Raw genomic sequence first — 4,593 nt, 5'->3', positions numbered from 1 at the left:
TGCGAATGGCACTACCTTTTCTCTGCATTTTTGAGCTCCTTTTTCGGTAATTTGGTTTGAGTAAATTTCCAAAGTTACTCGACAAAGGAGTTCTTTTCTACTCCGACAATTGCTTGTCACCTATACATGGTATCTTTCCTCTTTGGGGAGCACGATGGAAAACACCTGGTCGCGCGGTCCGAAAATCTCTTCCGCCGCGCGGTAGAGCATGCCTTTGCGCTTGCTCTCCCACGGGAAAATCTGCCGCCCCAGCCATGCAAGGCACATGTCGCAAACCAGACCGATACAGCCGATGATGATGATCGCCGCGTAGACATTCGCAAAGTTGCGGTATTTCGCCTGCTGATTGATGAACCAGCTGATGCCGGTACTGGTGCCGACCACCTCCGCGACGATCAGATAGGTCCACGCCCATCCGAGCAGAATCCGCATATCCTTGTAGAGCCGCGGAAGGACGCTCGGGATGATGACCTTCATCAGGATCCTCATCCTGCTCGCGCCGAGGGTCTGGGCGGCCTCGATCAATGCGCCGTCCGCACTGCGGGTCGTGTTGGCGACCATCGGCAGCTGCTGGAAAAAGGTTCCGATGAAAATAATCGCGACCTTCGGCGCATCGTTGATTCCGAGAATCGCCACACACAACGTCGCAAACACCGGCGCCGGGAAATAGCGGAAAAACTCGATGAACGGTTCGATCAGACGCTCGAAAAAGGGGAACGCACCACAGAGAATTCCCAGCGGCACCCCCAGAAGCGAGGAGATCAGGAATCCGAGAAACACCACCCGGATGCTGTGCCCGATGCTCTCGTGGAACCAGGCCTCCCCCTCCCGCCGCGGCGGCGTCAGGAACGCGGTCACCAGCGCCTTCGCCACCTCATGCGGTGCGGGGAGATAGGCCGGATTCGCCCGCACGCCCTTCATCACAGAACTGCCGGAGGCGGCCAGTTCCCGGTTCTCCCGCTCGAACGCGCTGCGCTCGACCAGATCCCCCGCTGCGCAGAGGAAGCTGTCGCCCGCATCGGTCACCCGGATCAGCGGGTGATAGAGAAACGGTACGTAGCTCACCAGGCACCAGAGCAGAAGCGGCAGCGCGAACGAGAGAAACAGCAGGATATATTCCTGCCGTTTCGTCAATTTTTTCCGTATGGCAAAACAGCCGGTGTTTTGCATCTTCATCATCAAACTCCTCAGCCGGTTACGGCTTTATTGCTGGCTCTTCCGGTAATTTTTCGTAAAGACCGGGGTGATATGGCGGTTCACGTCGATTTTCTTCGTATAGATTTTGTTCTCAAAGAAGAACTTGTCGACAATTTCAGATGATCCGTAGATGGAGTCGAATCCAGAAGCCTTCTTGAAGTGTTTCAACGCTTCATCCACGGTAAGGAAACGGGTTCCGTCGATATAGCCGCCGTACTTCTTGGCAGAGACGCCGACCCGGTCCGCCATGATTTTAATCGCCTCCGGCCGCGTTTTCGGATCGTTCAGAAAATCGATCACATCGTACCAGGCCGCCACCACCTTCTGCCATTCGGCGCGGTGCTTCATCAAACTCTCCGTCGAAACGGCAAGGACGTCGTAGATGATGCCGGGTTCGTCCGCACTTGTGTAGATCGCCGTCGATCCCTTCACCAGCTCCAGGGCGTTGCCCGAATGCGGCTGCCATGCGACGATCGCGTCAACCTCGCCGGTCTCCAGGATCTGTGCCGCCTGATGGGTCGGCATATTCACCAGTTTGACATCCGACTCCTTCAAGCCGTTTTTCGTCAATGCGTTGATCAGAAGCGCGTGGCTCAGACAGCCGAACTCCACGCCGATCTTCTTTCCCTTCAGCTCCTTGACCGAACGGATTCCGGGGCGGGCCACGATCTTGTCGTTGCCGTTGCTGTAATCATTGATCAGGATGATTACGTTTCTGGCTCCGGTGGCGTTGAGCACCATCGCGTCGCCGTTGGATATGCCGACCGCGTCGATTTTCCCGACGGAAAACGCATCGATCGACGGCCCGTACTCAAACCACTCCAGCTTGACATTGACGCCGTGTTTCTGGAAGAATCCCTTCTTTTCAGCGATCTCCCAGGCGGTCCAGCCGGGCCAGTCGCTGTATCCGATGCGAAGCACCGGCTGTTCTCCGGCGAACAGAATGAGCGGTGCAACGGCACTCAGAATTCCAATGATCGCGAACTTCAAGCAATTCATTTTCCACCTCCTTGCTTCCCTTAACGGTTGTCTGCCCTTTCTTAAGCAGAATCGATGCCAACCTGAAAAATGAGGAGGTTTGAGCGGGAACAGGTGGAAAAGTTTTACAATTTTGTTCTTTTTCGGGGATTTTCCCTGCTATTTTGTTCATTTTTCGTCCAACGAACCGGCGGCATGAAGAAAAATTCCCCGGCAAAGAGGCGGGAAGCCTCTTCACCGGGGACGCAGTATCCCGGGGATTCGACCGGGAGGGCAACGAAGCGCCAGTCCGGCGCGCAGCGGCTGTTCTCCGCGAAGTCCGCCGCCTCAGTTGCCGCGGTAGGTGCCGTACCCGTTCGCCGACATGGTGATCGGGATATGGTAATGCCCGGAGCCGCGGATTTCAAAGACCACTTCGACAAACGGGTAGATCGACTCCTGCTTCTGTTTGCGGAAGTACTCTTTCGTCTCGAAACGCAGTTTGTAGATGCCGTCATTGGATTGAGACTGCGGGAGAAAATTGCCGATTCTGCCGTTGCGGTCAGTGACTCCTTCACCGACCTTCTCCCAGGCGTCCTCCTGTTTCGACAGCCGGTAGAGAAGGATGGGGACCCCGACAGCGGGCCGGCCCCGCCCGACATCCAGAATGTGGGTGCTGAGCTGATACCGTTGAGCCGGAGCGACTGCCGGTGCGGCGGCAGCCGGTGCGGCGGCGACAACCGGGGAAATTCCCGGCCCGATGCAGACGAGACAAAACGGGAGGAGGAGGAGATGTTTCATGCCTGAATTCCTTCTGTTTGTTTTTCCGGCGCGGTGTTCTTAATGTAGCACACCAGAGCCGGAAAGGCAAAACCCGCCGCCGGCTTTTCTCCGCTCAAAAAAAAGAGGCCCCGGATCACTCCGGAACCTCTGGATTTATGGGAAATCAGACGGCGTGTCAGATGCCCAGATCGATCATCGCATCGGCAACCTTGCGGAAACCGGCGATGTTGGCGCCCATCACGTAGTTGTCCGGCTCGCCGAATTCGGCGGCGGCGGTGCGGGCGGCGTTGTGGATGTTCACCATGATGCCGTGCAGTTTCTCATCGACCTCTTTGGCGCTCCAGGAGAGACGCATGGCGTTCTGGCTCATTTCGAGACCGCTGGTGGCGACGCCGCCGGCGTTCGAAGCCTTGCCGGGCGAGAAGAGGACCTTGGCGTTCTGGAGGTACTCGGTCGCTTCGAGCGTGGTGGGCATGTTGGCGCCTTCGCAGACGCACATGCAACCGCCGGCGACCAGCGCCTTGGCGTCGTCAAGTTCGAGCTCGTTCTGCGTGGCGCAGGGCATGGCGACGTCGGTCTTGACCAGCTGCCACGGACGCTTGCCTTCATAGTACTTCGCGCTCGTGAACTTCTCGGCGTATTCCCGGATCCGGCCGCGGCGGACATTCTTGAGCTCCTGCACAAAGGCGAGCTTCTCCGCGTCGATGCCGTCCTCATCGATGATGGAACCGTTGGAGTCGGAGAGCGAGAGCACCTTCGCGCCGAGCTGGGTCGCCTTTTCGCAGGCGTACTGCGCGACGTTGCCGGAACCGGAGATCAGCACGCGCTTGCCGTCGAAACCGGTGTCGCGGGTCTTGAGCATCTCGGCGGCGAAGTAGACCGCGCCGTAACCGGTCGCTTCCGGACGGACCAGGCTGCCGCCCCAGTTCAGCCCCTTGCCGGTGAGCACGCTGTCATAGCTGTTGACGATGCGCTTGTACTGGCCGAAGAGGTAGCCGATTTCGCGGCCGCCCACGCCGATGTCGCCGGCCGGGACGTCGGTCGAGGGACCGATGTGACGGAAGAGTTCCCGCATGAAGCTCTGGCAGAAAGCCATCACTTCACGATCGCTCTTGCCTTTGGGGTTGAAGTTCGAACCGCCTTTGCCGCCGCCCATCGGCAGTGTGGTCAGGCTGTTCTTGAACACCTGTTCGAAACCGAGGAACTTCAGAATGCTGAGGTTCACGGACGGGTGGAAACGCAGACCGCCTTTGTAGGGACCGATCGCGCTGTTGAACTGAACACGGTAGCCGGTGTTGACCTGGATCTCGCCCTTGTCATCCACCCACGGAACCTGGAAGATGATCGCGCGTTCCGGAATGACCATCCGCTCAAGGATCTTGTTCTTCTCATACTTCGGCTGCGCATCGAGAAGTTTGCTCAGAGAGTTGAGCACCTCGGTGACGCTCTGGATGAACTCCTTTTCCTGACCGTTGGTCTGCTGGAGATCAGCCAGCACTTTCTGCACATAACTGTTCATGTTCAAAACCCTTCCTGAAATAATGGTTTGGTGCCATTGATTGGGAAAACGTTATAAGCATAAATCATGCCAAACAGTAAAAAACCGCTCATTTCCCCGGAGAAATGAGCATTTTCCCGGGGCATGGTTCCTGTTTC

General features: G+C 57.3%; 4 protein-coding genes. All 4 read right to left on the bottom strand.

What is annotated here, in order from left to right:
- Nucleotides 1-120: 120 nt before the first annotated feature.
- Nucleotides 121-1,179, bottom strand: coding sequence for an ABC transporter permease subunit (locus tag ACMLHG_RS08270; RefSeq protein WP_417170200.1), 1,059 nt, complete (start codon nucleotides 1,177-1,179; stop codon nucleotides 121-123).
- 24 nt (nucleotides 1,180-1,203) lie between these two features.
- Nucleotides 1,204-2,196, bottom strand: coding sequence for an ABC transporter substrate-binding protein (locus ACMLHG_RS08265; protein ID WP_417170199.1), 993 nt, complete (start codon nucleotides 2,194-2,196; stop codon nucleotides 1,204-1,206).
- 306 nt (nucleotides 2,197-2,502) lie between these two features.
- Entirely contained in the window at nucleotides 2,503-2,955 is a 453-nt protein-coding gene (uraH, locus tag ACMLHG_RS08260; RefSeq protein WP_417170198.1) for a hydroxyisourate hydrolase, read from the bottom strand.
- Nucleotides 2,956-3,112: 157 nt separating this feature from the next.
- Nucleotides 3,113-4,456, bottom strand: a complete 1,344-nt coding sequence (gdhA, locus tag ACMLHG_RS08255) for an NADP-specific glutamate dehydrogenase (protein WP_294432852.1) — start codon at nucleotides 4,454-4,456, stop codon at nucleotides 3,113-3,115.
- Between the last annotated feature and the right edge of the window lie 137 nt (nucleotides 4,457-4,593).

This window comes from Victivallis sp. (assembly GCF_048170485.1).
Classification (GTDB): domain Bacteria; phylum Verrucomicrobiota; class Lentisphaeria; order Victivallales; family Victivallaceae; genus Victivallis.
The sequence above is the reverse complement of the archived record's forward strand: the minus strand, read 5'-3'. Positions and strand labels throughout refer to the sequence as shown.

Bases quoted from the DNA above. Each gene is read 5' to 3' on its own strand.
- uraH (WP_417170198.1), bottom strand. From the start codon at position 2,955: ATGAAACATCTCCTCCTCCTCCCGTTTTGTCTCGTCTGCATCGGGCCG.
- ACMLHG_RS08265 (WP_417170199.1), bottom strand. From the start codon at position 2,196: ATGAATTGCTTGAAGTTCGCGATCATTGGAATTCTGAGTGCCGTTGCA.
- gdhA (WP_294432852.1), bottom strand. From the start codon at position 4,456: ATGAACAGTTATGTGCAGAAAGTGCTGGCTGATCTCCAGCAGACCAAC.
- ACMLHG_RS08270 (WP_417170200.1), bottom strand. From the start codon at position 1,179: ATGATGAAGATGCAAAACACCGGCTGTTTTGCCATACGGAAAAAATTG.